This is a genomic window from Cyanobium usitatum str. Tous, assembly GCF_963920485.1.
GTDB lineage: Bacteria > Cyanobacteriota > Cyanobacteriia > PCC-6307 > Cyanobiaceae > Cyanobium_A > Cyanobium_A usitatum_A.
In genome coordinates, this window is record NZ_OY986431.1 from 377,530 (window position 1) to 390,801 (window position 13,272).

The 13,272-nt window shown below is 64.0% G+C and carries 15 protein-coding genes; 9 read left to right on the plus strand and 6 right to left on the minus strand.

Annotation, left to right across the window (positions count from 1 at the left end; all coding sequences use genetic code 11):
- Positions 1–78 precede the first annotated feature (78 nt).
- Together U9970_RS02005 and U9970_RS02010 are read left to right on the plus strand one after the other, a co-directional pair.
- Positions 79–654, plus strand: coding sequence for a hypothetical protein (locus tag U9970_RS02005; RefSeq protein ID WP_322765071.1), 576 nt, complete (start codon positions 79–81; stop codon positions 652–654).
- A 219-nt stretch (positions 655–873) separates the two neighbouring features.
- Positions 874–1,002 (plus strand): hypothetical protein, encoded by a 129-nt coding sequence (locus tag U9970_RS02010; RefSeq protein ID WP_322765072.1) that lies wholly within the window; start codon positions 874–876, stop codon positions 1,000–1,002.
- 59 nt (positions 1,003–1,061) lie between these two features.
- On the opposite strand, the gene U9970_RS02015 is transcribed toward U9970_RS02010, so the two are convergent.
- Together U9970_RS02015 and truB are read right to left on the minus strand one after the other, a co-directional pair.
- Entirely contained in the window at positions 1,062–1,847 is a 786-nt protein-coding gene (locus U9970_RS02015) for a YebC/PmpR family DNA-binding transcriptional regulator (protein WP_322765073.1), read from the minus strand.
- Between the two features lie 28 nt (positions 1,848–1,875).
- Positions 1,876–2,763, minus strand: a complete 888-nt coding sequence (gene truB, locus U9970_RS02020; RefSeq protein WP_322765074.1) for a tRNA pseudouridine(55) synthase TruB — start codon at positions 2,761–2,763, stop codon at positions 1,876–1,878.
- Between the two features lie 42 nt (positions 2,764–2,805).
- On the opposite strand from truB, the gene U9970_RS02025 reads away from it, so the two are divergent.
- Complete coding sequence (locus U9970_RS02025; protein WP_322765075.1) at positions 2,806–3,534, plus strand: queuosine precursor transporter; 729 nt, start codon at positions 2,806–2,808, stop codon at positions 3,532–3,534.
- Between the two features lie 31 nt (positions 3,535–3,565).
- A complete protein-coding gene (locus U9970_RS02030; RefSeq protein WP_322765076.1) occupies positions 3,566–4,318 on the plus strand; it encodes a class I SAM-dependent methyltransferase in 753 nt (250 codons plus the stop codon).
- An 81-nt stretch (positions 4,319–4,399) separates the two neighbouring features.
- On the opposite strand, the gene rpmA is transcribed toward U9970_RS02030, so the two are convergent.
- Together rpmA and rplU are read right to left on the minus strand one after the other, a co-directional pair.
- Complete coding sequence (gene rpmA, locus U9970_RS02035) at positions 4,400–4,663, minus strand: 50S ribosomal protein L27 (RefSeq protein WP_254933859.1); 264 nt, start codon at positions 4,661–4,663, stop codon at positions 4,400–4,402.
- Between the two features lie 55 nt (positions 4,664–4,718).
- On the minus strand, positions 4,719–5,084 hold the full coding sequence (rplU, locus tag U9970_RS02040; protein WP_322765077.1) for a 50S ribosomal protein L21: 366 nt from the start codon (positions 5,082–5,084) through the stop codon (positions 4,719–4,721).
- A gap of 199 nt (positions 5,085–5,283) precedes the next feature.
- Here rplU and U9970_RS02045 point away from each other — a divergent pair, with 199 nt between their 5' ends.
- From U9970_RS02045 to kaiC, 3 genes are read left to right on the plus strand one after another with little or no spacing between them, the layout of a single operon-like run.
- Positions 5,284–6,144, plus strand: coding sequence for a circadian clock protein KaiA (locus U9970_RS02045; RefSeq protein WP_322765078.1), 861 nt, complete (start codon positions 5,284–5,286; stop codon positions 6,142–6,144).
- Between the two features lie 19 nt (positions 6,145–6,163).
- Entirely contained in the window at positions 6,164–6,556 is a 393-nt protein-coding gene (gene kaiB, locus U9970_RS02050) for a circadian clock protein KaiB (protein ID WP_322765079.1), read from the plus strand.
- Positions 6,557–6,584: 28 nt separating this feature from the next.
- On the plus strand, positions 6,585–8,126 hold the full coding sequence (kaiC, locus tag U9970_RS02055) for a circadian clock protein KaiC (protein WP_322765080.1): 1,542 nt from the start codon (positions 6,585–6,587) through the stop codon (positions 8,124–8,126).
- 2 nt (positions 8,127–8,128) lie between these two features.
- Here the strand turns inward: kaiC and nblS are convergent, their stop codons facing one another.
- A complete protein-coding gene (gene nblS, locus U9970_RS02060; protein ID WP_322765081.1) occupies positions 8,129–10,099 on the minus strand; it encodes a two-component system sensor histidine kinase NblS in 1,971 nt (656 codons plus the stop codon).
- Positions 10,096–11,424, minus strand: coding sequence for a phosphoribosylamine--glycine ligase (gene purD, locus U9970_RS02065; RefSeq protein WP_322765082.1), 1,329 nt, complete (start codon positions 11,422–11,424; stop codon positions 10,096–10,098). The genes nblS and purD overlap by 4 nt, the downstream gene beginning before the upstream one ends.
- 84 nt (positions 11,425–11,508) lie before the next feature.
- On the opposite strand from purD, the gene U9970_RS02070 reads away from it, so the two are divergent.
- Together U9970_RS02070 and purC are read left to right on the plus strand one after the other, a co-directional pair.
- Positions 11,509–12,501, plus strand: coding sequence for a hypothetical protein (locus U9970_RS02070; RefSeq protein ID WP_322765083.1), 993 nt, complete (start codon positions 11,509–11,511; stop codon positions 12,499–12,501).
- Positions 12,498–13,253 carry a phosphoribosylaminoimidazolesuccinocarboxamide synthase gene (purC, locus tag U9970_RS02075; protein WP_322765084.1) on the plus strand — a complete coding sequence of 252 codons (756 nt, stop codon included), beginning with the start codon at positions 12,498–12,500 and terminating at the stop codon, positions 13,251–13,253. The genes U9970_RS02070 and purC overlap by 4 nt, the downstream gene beginning before the upstream one ends.
- Positions 13,254–13,272: the final 19 nt, after the last annotated feature.

The window sequence follows — 13,272 nt, forward strand, 5'->3', positions numbered from 1 at the left end:
ACTGACTAGCCGCCTAGGCGGATAGTTGCTAAGGTGCCAAGGCAGCCGGCAGCAGTGAACGCCGGCGCACCTGAAACCATGAACCGCACCGCTGAATTGGCGGCCCGGCTCGCTGATCTGCAGATTCGCTCCGAAGCGACCGATCGCGCTGCTGCCGCCGCACTCGAAGAACTGACCGCCGCCGGCATGGAGCTGGCTGCCGCACTTGATCGACTGGCCGCCGCCGCCGCCCGCCAGCGGGCCAGCCGTGCCCGCCGCAGCCAGCCCCGCCCCGTTGTGGCCTGTGAGTGCTGTGGCCGTGAGTGGGTGCCCGTCCGCCAGGGCCGCTACTGCAGCCGCCAGTGTGTGGAGCGCGCCGGCCACCTCCGCCGCCTGCTGCAGGCCGACCCGGTGTGGAGGCAGAGGGAGAGGCTGGCCGGTTGGTTGGCCGCCGCCGGCCCCCGAGTCCGTGGCCCCCGCCAGGGGCTCCGTGGCCTGCAGGCCGCTCTGGCCGGAGACTCCGCCGAGCGGCGCCGGCTGCTGGAGGGCCACCGCCACCTGCTGGAGCCCGAGATGGAGGTGGAGCTGGTGCAGCTGGGCTGGCTGTGGGGGCCTGAGCCGGGCCGGCTGGAGCACGCCGCCGCCGCCCTGCTGGCCGCCGCCGCTGCGGGCTGATCGCCCACGGCCCCGGGCCCGCTGCTGCAGGCCCTGGTGCACGCGGCTGAATCCAGGGGCAGCGGGTGACTCGCGCCGCCCTGGCATCCAGCTCAGTCTGGGGGCACCCCTGGCCAGGAGCCCCAGGCATCCGGAGCGATTGACCCCCAGCCGCCGGCCACCAGCTGCGCCGCCCTGGCGTGGGCCGCGGCCATTTCCCCTGGGGATCGCCCTGCCCAGGTGGCGGCCAACTGGGGCCAGATCAGCCCGTCCTGGGGCGCGCCATCCAGGCCCGGCTCCGCCTTGGCCCTGCGCCGCGGGGATCGCCGGGTGGAGCCCCCTGCCAAGGCCGTGCTGCAGCTGCGCTAATTCTGCTGCCGCTTTTGCTGCCGCCCCTTTTTTGCCCCCGCTGGGCCATGGCCCAAACCTCAGACCAGGACAGCGTTTATCAGGGATTCGTCGGCCTCCAGGTTGCTGGTGACGCTGCGCCCATCTTCGAGGTCCTCGAGGGCATCAAGCATGCGCAGGCAGGCGCGCAGAGTTTCGGCGTCGCTCAGGGGGCAGGCGGTTTGCGGAATCCAGCGGTGTTCCCAGCCCACCACTACCCAGCCCTGGCGGCGCAGGCCGTCCTGCAGGGCCTCTAGGTCGGCGAAGGTGCCGAACACCTCCAGCTCCCCTCGCTCGAGGGGGGTGTAGCCGAGGGCGGCGGGGCCGCCCTGCTCCTCTAGGGCCAGCAACCCTTCCAGCAGGGCTTCTTCATCGATGGCTTGGCCATCCCCGGCAGCGAGCTGCACCACCGAGCGCTGCTCAAACAGGTAGCCCACACAGCCGGTTTCGCCCAGGTTGCCGCCGTGTTTGCCGAAGGCCAGGCGCACCTCGGCGGCAGTGCGGTTGCGGTTGTCGGTGAAGGCCTCCACCAGCACCGCCACGCCGCCGGGGCCGTAGCCCTCGTAGCGCACGGCTTCAAAGGCTTCGCCGGAGCCGCTGCCCTGGCCCGAACCCTTGGCGATGGCCCGCTCGATGTTGGCGTTGGGCATCCCGGCGGCTTTGGCCTTCTCGATGGCGGTGCGCAGCTGGAAGTTGCCGGCGGGGTCGGCCCCGCTTCGGGCCGCCACCATGATCTCCCTGCCAAGCCGGGTAAACACGGCGCCGCGTTTGGAATCCACCACGGCCTTGGTGCGTTTGATCTGGGCCCACTTGCTGTGGCCGGCCATCGGGGTGCGGGGGGAGAGGGGCGAGGGGCTAGCCGGTTGCGTTGAACACCAGCTTGGGCTGCAAGAGGCCGCCTTCACTGGTGCGAGCCATGCCGGCCAGGTTGCCATCCGGCCCCAGCACCGCCACCGGCTCTCCGGCTTCCAGCGACAGCCCATGGTCAAGGGCGCGGCCGCAGCGCCAGCCTTCAAGTTCTGCGTCGAGCAGCTGCCGTTGGGGTAGGTGCCCCAGGGCTGCCAGCGGATTCAGCAGAGGGGGCAAGGGCGCCTGATCGAGGGCCTCCAATGGCACGGCCTGCTCGAGACCAAAGCCCAGGGCCTCGCTGCGGCGCAGCTGGGCCAGGGCGCCACCGCAGCCCAGCGCCTCGCCTAGGTCGCGGGCTAGGGAGCGGATGTAGGTGCCGGCCGAGCAGCGCACCAGCAGCTCGAGCCTTGCTGTGGCGCCATCCCAGCCGAGCAGCTCCAGTCGCTGGATTGTGACCGCTCGGGGCGCCAGCTCGAGCTGCTCGCCCTGGCGCACTAGGGCATAGGCCCGTTGCCCCTTCACGTGCACCGCCGACACCTGGGGCGGCACCTGCTGGATGGGGCCGCGAAAGCTCGCCAGGGCTGCCTCCAGATCAGCTGCCTCTAAAGCGGGCACGGCAAAGCTGGCCAGCACCTCACCCTCTAGATCGTCGCTGACGGTGCGCAGCCCCAGTTGCACCACGCCCCGATAGGTCTTGTCGCCCTCCAGGTAGGGCAGTAGCCGGGTGGCGGGGCCCAGGGCGATTGGCAGCACCCCGGTGACGGCTGGATCCAGGGTGCCGCCATGGCCCACGCGCTTGAGCTTGTAGGCGCGCCGCACCCGGGCGACACAGGCGTGGGAGGTGAGCCCCGCCGCCTTGTCGAGCACCAGAAAGCCGCAGGGCTGGTCAGCCATGGATCGGAGCGTCACCCTTGCAGCGTCCCATGTTCAGCGCCAATGACCCTGCAGCAGCGCCGCGACCTGGCGTTTCTGGTGCTGGCTGGGATCTTCCTGGGCACCATGGGCATGCTCAACATCCTTGGCCTCACTCGCTTTCTGCAGTTGGGCACGATTGGCTCCTGGCCGATCGTGGTGGCGGTGGGGGCCCTGCCCTATCCGATCACCTTTCTCTGCACCGACCTGATCAGTGAGCTGTGGGGAGAGCAGAAGGCCTCCCAGCTGGTGTGGGTGGGTCTGCTGCTCAACGGTTGGATTGTGCTGATCCTTTGGCTTGGCGGCATCCTGCCGGGGCTGGCAGGCGCGCCCGATGCCACCTTCTTTGAGGTGCGCCGGCTCGCCTTCGGCGCGGTTGGCGCCTCGATGGTGGCTTACCTGGCGGCCCAGTTCACCGACGTGCGCCTATTCCATTTCTGGAAGCGCTTCAGTGGGGGCAAGGCCCTATGGCTGCGCAACAACGGCTCCACCCTGGTGAGCCAGCTGGTGGACACCAGCGCTGTGGTGCTGATTAGTCACTACGCCAGCCATGTGCTGCCGCTGCGCCCCGGCGAGCCGGTGGTGCCCCAGCTGGCCTCCTTCATCGCCAGTGGCTACCTGTTCAAACTTGTGGCAGCCCTGGCTGACACCCTGCCCTTCTATGGCCTGGTGGCCTGGCTGCGGCGCTGGTTAGAGGTGCCGGGAGAAGGGGCTGAACTAGGGGAAGAAGCCCGTATCGGGGCTGGCTCCTAGGTTGACCCCCATCTAAAGGGCAAGGCAAGGCATGGGCGCGGTAGGGGAGCTGGAGTTGGGGGTGGAGCGGTTCTTGGCTGATGGCTTCGCCCTGCGCTCCCAGTTGGCCAGCTTCCTCGAGATTTCCCCCGAGGAGCTGGAGTGCCGCCTGCCCAGCAGCACCGACGACCTGGCCGCCCTACACCCCGGTGCCTTTGATCCAGATCAGGCGGGTCGCTTTTATGAAGACACTGTTGGCACCGGCCATCTGCTGGAGTTGGCGGCCTGGCACCTAGGCAGCGCCGACTACATCGCCGACACCCTGCGGCTGCAGCAGCGCTTTGCCCGCGGCCAGGTGCTCGACTTCGGCGGCGGTATTGGCAGCCATGCCCTGGCCGCGGCGGCTCTCCCCGAGGTGGAGCGGGTGTGGTTCGTGGATCTCAACCCCCACAACCGCGCCTTTGTGCAGGCACGCGCTGCCGAGCTCGGCCTGGGCGCCAAGTTGAGCTGCTATCGGGATATGGCTGATCCGGCCTTGCCTGGGCGCTTCGACACGATCGTTTGCCTGGATGTGCTGGAACATCTGAGCGATCCTGCCGCCCAGTTGGCCCTGTTTGCAGAGCGCCTCTCCCCAGCCGGCATCGCCCTACTCAACTGGTATTTCTTCAAGGGATTTCAGGGCGAGTACCCCTTTCACTTCGATGCCCCAGAGCTGGTGGAGGCGTTTTTCCGCAGCCTGCAGAGCCGCTTTCTCGAGGTGTTTCACCCCTACCTGATCACCACCCGGGCCTACCGGTTGGCTTGAAAGGGGCCGTAACGCTGGGCATTAAAAAGCCGGTGGAGGTCCGCCGGCTTTAAGGAATCGCTTTAAGGGCCTGGGGCTAATTCAGCCGATGGCAACGTTGATGCGCTTGCGGTTGCGCAGGCCGCGCTTGATGCTTTCGAAGTTGACTACACCATCCACCAAGGCGAACAGGGTGTCGTCGGAGCCGCGGCCCACATTGACCCCGGGCAGCACCGAGGTGCCGCGCTGGCGAATCAGGATGGAGCCGGCGCTCACGGTTTCACCGCCGTAGCGCTTGACGCCGAGGCGCTTGGAGTTTGAATCGCGGCCGTTGCGGGTTGAGCCTGTGCCTTTCTTGTGGGCCATGGATCGGGGGTATCAGCGAGTGGGTATGGAAATTGAAGAGGGAGCGGTAAACAGCTCAGGCCAGAGCTTTGCCACCTAGGGAAATCGATTCGACCATCACCCGGGTCAACTCCTGACGGTGACCGTTCTTGCGCCTGGTCTTTTTCTTAGGGCGCATCTTGTAAATGATGATCTTGGGGCCGCGGCGATGGGCCATCACCTTGAGCTCAACGCTGGCTCCTTTGACGTACGGCTGGCCCAGGGTCGTGGTTTTGCCGTCGTTGATCAACAACACGTTGTCGATGGTCAAGGTGCCGTCGACATCGATGCCAAGGCGGTCGAGGTCGTAGTAGCGGTTTGGCTGCAGCCAGAACTGCTGGCCTGACGCCTCAACAATGGCGTAGGCGCCACTGGTGGCTGCGGATTCGGTGGTAGGGCTCATGGCGGCAAGAGCGTGGCCAGGCTGACGGAGCCCCCTCTAAGCCAAGGGTTTCAGCAAACCCTGAGCCCGAAAAGAGACTCGGCGTCATTCGGCCTGGCGCACAATCGAAAAACAAACAATAATCCTCCCGTCTGGCCCTTCCTTTCGTCAACATTCAGGGGCCTTTCCCGCGGGGGTTGCCCCGCTGCCAAAGCGGTCCATGCCCGAACCGGCCCTCACCATCGCCTCTCTGATCAGAGATCCCCGCTTGCGGCAAGCGTGCTCCCACTGGCTGGTCGGGGGGCGTTGCCGCATGGTCTGGGTGGATCCCACCAGCAACCCCCTGGTGGAGCTTGAGCAGCGCCGCGAGGAATTTGACGCCGTGCTGCTGGAGCAGGGGGCCCTCAGCCCCGAGGACTGCCGCGCCTTTGGGGATCTGGGACTGCTGCTGCCGGCGGTGGTGATCGGTGGCGTGGGAGGCCAGATCGAACTCCATCAAGCGGAGGTGCACCTGCCCCCCGATCAGCTTGAGCAGCTCAGCTACAGCCTGGATGCGGCTGTCTCCCGCTACCTGCGCGAAGGCCTAGCCGGCTCCGAGAGCTCCCCTGCTGGCCAGAGCACCGAAACCCCCGATCGCTGGAAGCTGGCCAACCGGCTGAAGGGCCGCGTCGGCTTTGTTGGGGTTTTCTACAAGCGTGATCCAGCCCGCTTTCTACGTAACCTGAGAGAGCAGGAGCGCGAAGAGTTGATCCATTCTTTGGAGCGCACCTATCGAGACCTGCTGCTCAGTTATTTCCGGGATCCGGCCGCGGCAAACCAGGCCCTGGAAAGTTTCGTCAATACGGCTTTTTTCAGTGATTTACCCATTACTAAAACTGTTGAGATTCACATGAATCTCATTGATGGCTTCTCCAAACAGCTCAAGCTGGAAGGGCACAAGAACGATTTCCTCCAGGATTATCGGCTGGCCCTGCTCGATGTGATGGCCCATCTCTGCGAGATGTACCGCCGCTCAATTCCAGCCGATGCCCCTTTGACTGGTTTGCCGGTCCAGGCGTCCGGCCAGCCCACGATGGCTTGAACCAGGAGGTTTCTTTACCATGAATCCACGCAAGACCTACATCCTCAAGCTCTACGTGGCGGGCAATACGCCCAACTCGATGCGTGCCTTGAAAACACTGCGGAATATCCTGGAAACGGAATTCCGGGGCGTATATGCCCTCAAGGTGATTGATGTGTTGAAAAATCCTCAGCTAGCTGAGGAGGACAAGATTCTCGCCACTCCCACTTTGGCCAAGATCCTGCCGCCACCCGTGCGCCGCATCATCGGCGATCTCTCCGATCGGGAGCGGGTGCTGATCGGGCTTGATTTGCTCTACGAAGAGCTCAGTGAGGAGGTCTTGGAAGAGGAATTATGCGACGACGACGGCATGGAAAATCCGTCGGTTTTGGTTCCTACAGATCCTCTCCCTTCTCTTGAGCCTCTGCCCTGAGTAGTTTTTCTTCAGATCTCTTCCCTCGATGCAGGAACCAAGACCCACCAGCAACCCCTTGATGCAGGTTCAGAAGCTCCCGACTGGGATCGAGGGCTTCGACGACGTGTGCCATGGCGGCTTGCCCATCGGCCGCTCCACCCTGATCAGTGGTACGTCAGGTACCGGTAAGACGGTGTTTTCTCTCAACTTCCTCTACAACGGCATTCGTCAGTACAACGAACCTGGAATCTTCGTAACCTTTGAAGAATCGCCCCTAGATATTCTGCGTAATGCGGCCAGCTTTGGCTGGGATCTGCAAGAGATGGTGGAGCAAGACAAACTCTTTATTCTGGATGCCTCGCCGGATCCGGAAGGCCAAGATGTGGCGGGAAGTTTTGATCTGTCCGGCTTGATTGAGCGAATTAATTATGCGATTCGCAAATACAAAGCCCGCCGAGTAGCGATTGATTCGATCACGGCTGTATTTCAGCAATACGATGCGGTTTCCGTGGTGCGCCGCGAGATTTTCCGCCTTATTGCCAGGTTGAAGGAAATTGGTGTCACCACGGTGATGACCACCGAGAGGATCGATGAATACGGTCCGATTGCTCGCTACGGGGTTGAAGAATTTGTTTCTGACAACGTGGTGATTCTCCGCAACGTGCTGGAGGGGGAGCGGCGGCGCCGTACCGCGGAGATTCTCAAGCTGCGCGGCACCACCCACATGAAGGGCGAGTTTCCTTTCACGATGGGTAGCCACGGCATCAGTGTTTTCCCGCTGGGAGCCATGCGCCTCACCCAGCGCTCCTCAAATGTGCGGCTCAGCTCCGGCGTGCCCAGGCTCGACGAGATGTGCGGCGGCGGCTTCTTCAAGGATTCGATCATCCTGGCCACCGGTGCCACGGGTACGGGTAAAACCCTGCTGGTGTCCAAATTTGTTGAGGATGCTTGCCGCTCCAAGGAGAGAGCAATCCTGTTCGCCTACGAGGAGTCCCGCGCCCAGCTGCTACGCAATGCCACCAGTTGGGGTATTGATTTTGAGCAGATGGAGCAGGATGGCCTGCTCAAGATCATTTGCGCCTATCCCGAGTCCACGGGTTTGGAAGATCATCTCCAAATCATCAAAACTGAGATAGGCCAGTTCAAGCCATCGCGGATGGCGATCGATTCCCTAAGTGCCCTAGCCCGGGGCGTGAGTCACAACGCCTTTAGGCAGTTTGTTATTGGCGTTACTGGTTATGCCAAGCAGGAGGAGATTGCCGGTTTCTTTACGAACACCTCCGAAGAGTTCATGGGCAGCCATTCGATCACCGACTCCCATATCTCCACAATCACCGACACGATCCTGCTGCTCCAATACGTGGAGATCCGCGGTGAGATGGCCCGTGCCTTGAACGTGTTCAAAATGCGTGGCTCCTGGCACGACAAGGGCATCCGTGAATTCGTGATCACCAGCAACGGCCCTGAGATCAAGGATTCCTTTTCCAACTTCGAGCGCATCATCTCCGGGGTGCCCCACCGGATCACCACCGACGAACGCAGCGAGCTCTCCCGTATCGCCCGCAGCGTCGCCGACGACGAGATTTAAATCTAGGCCTGGTCGTAGCGGCGTCGCTCGGCCAGTAACCGCAGTTCGTCCGTGTCTGAATTTTCTAGAGGCAAGTCAAACCAGAAGGTGCTGCCCACCCCTAGGGCACTGGCCATGCGCACCTGGGTGCCGTGTTTTTCGAGGTTGCCCCGCACAATCGATAGGCCCAAGCCAGTGCCAGCTTCGGTGTGCACTGCATTTTCAACTCGATAGAAGCGATCAAAAATGCACTCCTGATCTGCATCCGAGATGCCGCAGCCGCTGTCGGCGATTTCGATTCGAATCCGGGGTAGGGGCGAGGTGAGATCGCAGCTAGGGCTGTCGCTGCTGGGTTCGTTGCCCGGGGTAAGCACGCAAAGATCGGGCCAGGGGTAGGCCCGCAATTGCAGCAGCCCACCTTTGGGGGTGAACTTGAGGGCATTGCCCACCAGGTTGTCGAAGACTTGCAGCAGCAGGTCCCAGTTGCCCAGGATGCGCGGCAGCTGGGGATCGGCTTCAAAGGCCAGGGAGACGCCCTTTTCATCGGCATTGAGCCGGTAGGTGCGCAGGATCTGCTCGATGGCTGGGGCCAGCTCCAGCGGCTCAAGGTTCCACTCCCGCTCCGACTCCAGCCGGGATAGGTCAAGTACGTCGTTGACAAGCCTGGTGAGCCGGTCGGCTTCGGCGTTGGCGATCCCCAGAAATTCGCGCTTTTCCTCTTCGCTGAGCTGGTCGCCTAGGTCGTGGAGGGTTTCCACGTAACTCTTTATGTTGCACAGCGGCGTGCGCAGCTCGTGGGAGACATTGCTGATGAAGCGGCTTTGGGCGGCATTGAGCTCCACCTCGCGGGTTAGGTCTTGGATGGTCATGGCGATGCCCTTGAGGCTTTCGCCGCTGGCATCACTCACCGACTGCAAAACGATGCGCAGGGTGCGGATCGGTTCACCAAAACTGCAACGCACATCGGCGCTTTCTCGGTCGCGGCAGGTCACGCTGTCGAGGGCTGGCTGCACCTCCATCGCCAGCCGTTCCGGCAGCTCGGCAATCAGATCCTTGCCCTCGAGGTTGCGTCCCTCCCAGCGGAACAGGCGACGGGAGGTGGGGTTGGCCAGCACAATTGCGCCCTCGGCATCAAGCAGCACCGCCCCGTCGGCCATCTTGGCGATCAGCGACTGCTGCTTCACCTGGGCGGCGGTTAGCTCTTCGATGTTTGCTGCTTTGTAGTCCTCCAGCTGGGAGGCCATGGTGTTGAAGCCGTCGAGCAGCTCCCCCAATTCCCCTCCCACCGGCAGGGCCAGCCGGGTTTCGAAGTTGCCGCCAGCAATAGAGCGCACCCCCTGCAGCAGCTCTTTCACGGGGCGCGTGATGGTGAGGGCATTGAAAACCGCCCCCAAAATCACCAGCACCCAGATTGAGATGAACACAGCCACAGTCACCTCCCGGGTGAGGGCGGCACTGGTAAGCAGGGTTTCGTTGGGATTGATGCCCAGGGCCAGCACGCCGAGATAGCGGCCGTCGCTCACCATCGGTACAAACACATCGGTCACCTGGCCGCCTGGGCTGAGGTGCTGGCGGATCAGGGGCGTGTCAGGCCGTTTCTGTAGGTCTGCGGGCAATTCGAGGCGGCGGCTGAGCAGCAGCTCGCTGCTGCCTGAGCTGGCGCCGATCGGAATGCCTAGGTAGATCACCCCCTCTGGGTCGGCGAAAAAGATGTAGCGAAGACTGCGGCTGGATCGCCAGAATCGATCCGCTACCGCCGCTAGCTCCCGGTCGTTGCCCTCCGCAACCAAAGGCGTGATGTTGGCTGAGAGCAGCAGGCCCAGGTCTCGGGCGTAGCGGGTATCGCTCAGCTGGGCATCTCTCTGGATGCCGTTGAGGGCCAAAAAGGTGAAGCCCGTCATCAGCAGGCTCACCACCAGGGTGGCCACAGCCAGCAGCTTGGTCTGCAGGCTGAATTCCGCCCACCAGCGGCCCATGGCCTGGCGCCAGCTCATCGGCTGCGCACCTGATGGCCGATGTCGCGGCGGAAGGTCATGCCCTCAAAGTGCACCTGGGCTAGCCCGGCGTAGGCCCGCTCGAAGGCGGTATCAAAGTCGTCGGCCTGGGCCACCAGCGCCAGCACCCGGCCGCCGCTGGTTAGGCAGCGGCCGTGGTCATCTCGGCTGGTGCCGGCATGGAACAGCTGCAACTGGTCGGTGGGGTGCAGGGCGCTTTCGATGGGGTCGCCGCGGCGCAGCTCACCCGGGTAGCCCTCCGCAGCGGCGATAACGCAGGCACTGCAGCCTGGATGGATGGTGAGGGCTGGTGCTTGGTCGAGGCTGCCGTTGGCGCAGGCCAACAGAATTTGGGCTAGCTCCGGCCCCAGCAATGGCATCAGGGTTTCGCACTCCGGATCGCCGAAGCGGCAATTGAATTCGATCACGCTTGGTCCGGCTGCGGTGAGCATCAAGCCGGCGTAGATCACGCCTCGGTAGTCGATGCCTCGAGCCCGCAGGGCGGCCACGGTGGGCTCAAGCACCAGCTGACGCACCTCTTCTAGGCCGGCTGCATCCAATAGGGGAGCTGGGGCGTAGGCGCCCATGCCGCCGGTGTTGGCGCCGGTGTCGCCCTCGCCGATGCGCTTGTGATCCTGGGCAGTGGGCAGCAGCACCATGCGCTGGCCATCGCAGAGGGCGAATACGGACACTTCGGGGCCAACGGTGCGCTCCTCCAAGACCAAAAAGGCGCTTGCCAATTCGGCGCCAGCCGCCTTGTGGCCTGCGTCGAAGCGGCCGGCAAAAATCTCCTCGATGGCGGCTCGGGCTTCCTCAACGCTTTCGGCCACCGTGACGCCTTTGCCGGCGGCCAGGCCATCGGCCTTCACCACCAGGGGGCGCCCTTGGCTCGTCAAAATTTCCAGAGCCTGCTCGCGGCTGTTTGCGGCCCAGTAGCCGGCAGTGGGAATGCCGGCCTCCTGCATCAGCGCTTTAGCCCACTGTTTACTTGCCTCCAGTTGCGCCCCATCGGCCCCCGGGCCGAAGCAGGGGAATCCCGCGGCGCGCAAGCTGTCGGCCAGGCCAGCCGCCAGGGGGGCTTCTGGACCCACCACCACCAGTTCAATGGCTAGGTCGCGGCAGGCGGCCTGGAGCCCGTCCTGGTCGGATTCGGCGATGGCCAGTTGCTGGCAGCCCGGTAGGTCGCAGCTGCCCCCGTTGCCAGGGGTAATCCAGACCGCCTCAACGCCTGGCGAGCGGGCCAGGGCCCAGCCCAGCGCGTTCTCGCGGCCACCAGCTCCGATCACCAGGATCCTCGCGGGTGTTGGACAGGAGGCAGGGGGCATGGACCGGACGGGAGGTGGGATGGGAGCGAAAGCTCTTCTAAGTTGAAACGTGGTGCGGGGGGCCGCCAAGCCCTGTCTCTAGACATGCCAGCAATACCAGCGCCATTCTCCCCCCGGGCCCGGCTGTTGCCAATTTTTGGCGCTGCGCTGGCTGGCCTTATCGCCGTCGCCCCTGCCCCAGAAGCGCAAGCCAAAACCACAGCTGCCAGCACTGATCCAGCCCTGATTGCCCTGCTGCGCGATGGAGATCTCAATGCCCTCGAAGCTGCCTGTGTCAGTGCCGTGCGGCGGCGCGATGGGCCGTTGTTGCGCCAGCTGCAACAGCGGCTGCTCTCCATCCACCCAGCCCCCCAGCCTCTTGCGGTGGTGCTGGCTAATGCCCACAGCTTGTTGAGCTGCCAGGCCCCTGACGGGGCCCTGCAGGTGCTGGAGCGGGTGGGGCCGGCACCTGGCGCTGAGCGGACCCAGTGGCTGGTTTTGCAGTGGCGTGCTGCCCAGGCGGGCTTGCACCACCAGCTGGCGGCCGATGCCCTCGAGCGGCTCGCTGCTGGCAACCTTGGGCAGCTGGAGTTGCTGGAGTTGCCGGTGGGCCAGCAAAAGGATGGCTCCCCGATCAATCGCCCAGCCCTGGATCTGTTGGCGGACCATCTCGAAAGCCTGGGTCAACGGCAACGGGCCGCGGAGGTGTTGATCAGCAGCTCCCAGCCCGGCGCGGCGACGGCGGCCCGGCTGGCTCAGGCGGTAGCGCTTTTTGGAGCCCTACCAGCTCCTGAGCAGGACCGGCTGCTGGAGCTGGCCCTCGAGCAGGCGGCGTCTTCAGGTAGCTGGGGGCTGGTAGCTGAGATCCTCGACCAGCAGCTGGCCCTGGCCAGCAGTACGCCGGAGCAGGTCGCCCGGGCAACGGAGCGGCGCTTGCGCCTCAGCGCCCGTATCGACGATGCCTACGGTGAGTGGCTGTTGCAGCGGCGGGATCCAGCTGCCCTGTCCCGGCAGGGTGATCTGGAGCGTCAACTTCGCACCCCCCGAGCCCCTGGTGGCCATGCCGCCGCACCGCAGTCCCCCGATCCCCAGCCATGACGGCCTACACACTTGGTTCCCTGCTTTACGAAGGCAAGGCCAAACGGGTATTCGCCACAGATCAGCCCGACTTGGTAGCTGTCGAATACAAAGACGATGCCACGGCCTTCAATGCCCTCAAAAAGGCCCAATTGGCGGGTAAGGGAGAGTTGAACTGCCGCATTTCGGCTTTGCTTTTTGAGCATCTCGCCGCACGGGGCATCCCCACCCACTACCTCGGGGTGGAAGGCAGCCGCTGGATGCTGGCCCGTCCAGTGCGGGTGATCCCGATTGAAGTGGTGATCCGCAATGTGGCTGCGGGCTCGCTTTGCAAGCAGATGCCCATCGCGCCAGGCACGCCCCTGGAGCCACCCTTGCTTGATCTCTATTACAAGGACGATGGCTTCGGAGATCCCCTGCTCACCGAAGCCCGGCTTGAGCATTTGGGCTTAGTCACCCCCGAGCAGCGCTGCCAACTTGAGGAGTTGGCCCGTCAGGTGAACCGGGAATTGCTGGCCCTGTTTGATTCAATCGGCTTGCAGCTGGTGGATTTCAAGATCGAATTGGGGCATACCGCCAGTGGTGAATTGGTGGTTGCTGACGAGATCAGCCCTGATACCTGCCGTCTTTGGGATCGGGCGGTGCTGGATTCTCAGGACCGGATTTTGGACAAGGATCGATTCCGACAGGATTTAGGCGGCGTTGTCGAGGCCTACGGGGAGGTCCTCAAACGGGTCCAAGGGGCCTGTCCTCCACCCAGGGTCTACCGGTAAGGTCAGCGCAATTTGCGGC

What these genes read in the sequence shown, in the direction of transcription:
- U9970_RS02070 (WP_322765083.1), top strand. Translation starts at nt 11,509, where the DNA reads ATGCCAGCAATACCAGCGCCATTCTCCCCCCGGGCCCGGCTGTTGCCA.
- U9970_RS02015 (WP_322765073.1), bottom strand. Translation starts at nt 1,847, where the DNA reads ATGGCCGGCCACAGCAAGTGGGCCCAGATCAAACGCACCAAGGCCGTG.
- U9970_RS02030 (WP_322765076.1), top strand. Translation starts at nt 3,566, where the DNA reads ATGGGCGCGGTAGGGGAGCTGGAGTTGGGGGTGGAGCGGTTCTTGGCT.
- purD (WP_322765082.1), bottom strand. Translation starts at nt 11,424, where the DNA reads ATGCCCCCTGCCTCCTGTCCAACACCCGCGAGGATCCTGGTGATCGGA.
- U9970_RS02025 (WP_322765075.1), top strand. Translation starts at nt 2,806, where the DNA reads ATGACCCTGCAGCAGCGCCGCGACCTGGCGTTTCTGGTGCTGGCTGGG.
- purC (WP_322765084.1), top strand. Translation starts at nt 12,498, where the DNA reads ATGACGGCCTACACACTTGGTTCCCTGCTTTACGAAGGCAAGGCCAAA.
- nblS (WP_322765081.1), bottom strand. Translation starts at nt 10,099, where the DNA reads ATGAGCTGGCGCCAGGCCATGGGCCGCTGGTGGGCGGAATTCAGCCTG.
- truB (WP_322765074.1), bottom strand. Translation starts at nt 2,763, where the DNA reads ATGGCTGACCAGCCCTGCGGCTTTCTGGTGCTCGACAAGGCGGCGGGG.
- U9970_RS02045 (WP_322765078.1), top strand. Translation starts at nt 5,284, where the DNA reads ATGCCCGAACCGGCCCTCACCATCGCCTCTCTGATCAGAGATCCCCGC.
- rplU (WP_322765077.1), bottom strand. Translation starts at nt 5,084, where the DNA reads ATGAGCCCTACCACCGAATCCGCAGCCACCAGTGGCGCCTACGCCATT.
- kaiC (WP_322765080.1), top strand. Translation starts at nt 6,585, where the DNA reads ATGCAGGAACCAAGACCCACCAGCAACCCCTTGATGCAGGTTCAGAAG.
- rpmA (WP_254933859.1), bottom strand. Translation starts at nt 4,663, where the DNA reads ATGGCCCACAAGAAAGGCACAGGCTCAACCCGCAACGGCCGCGATTCA.
- U9970_RS02005 (WP_322765071.1), top strand. Translation starts at nt 79, where the DNA reads ATGAACCGCACCGCTGAATTGGCGGCCCGGCTCGCTGATCTGCAGATT.
- kaiB (WP_322765079.1), top strand. Translation starts at nt 6,164, where the DNA reads ATGAATCCACGCAAGACCTACATCCTCAAGCTCTACGTGGCGGGCAAT.